This is a genomic window from Nocardiopsis sp. NRRL B-16309, from assembly GCF_001279585.1.
Classification (GTDB): domain Bacteria; phylum Actinomycetota; class Actinomycetes; order Streptosporangiales; family Streptosporangiaceae; genus Nocardiopsis.
Genome location: NZ_LGEC01000009.1, coordinates 1 through 375, shown reverse-complemented (window position 1 = coordinate 375; position 375 = coordinate 1). Strand labels below are relative to the sequence as shown.

General features: G+C 77.9%; 1 pseudogene. It reads left to right on the top strand.

Features of this window, described 5'->3' with window-relative positions:
* Positions 1–59: 59 nt before the first annotated feature.
* Positions 60–375: pseudogene (locus ADL05_RS31470) on the top strand (hypothetical protein); the annotation flags it as partial.

Here is a 375-nt window from a genome sequence, read left to right as displayed (position 1 = left end):
GCGGTCCTGACCAGTCGTGGGACCCGCCGGTGGGCGCCGACCCGAGTCTGGACGGCCCTGTGGCTTCCGACGCGGGCGCCTGGACGCCGGAGCGGCCCGTGGATGACGCGCCGTGGGGTGCGCCGGACGGGGCGGCCCTGAACCCGGACTCCGCCGGTTCCGGCCCTGACGCGGGCTCGCGTGGCCCGGCCCGGTCGGACGAGGCGGGTCCGTGGACCCCGGAGCAGTACGCCGACGACGCCCCGTGGGGTACGCCGTCGCGTACGGACGACGCCTCGTGGAGCGGTCCTGACCAGTCGTGGGACCCGCCGGTGGGCGCCGACCCGAGTCTGGACGGCCCTGTGGCTTCCGACGCGGGCGCCTGGACGCCGGAGC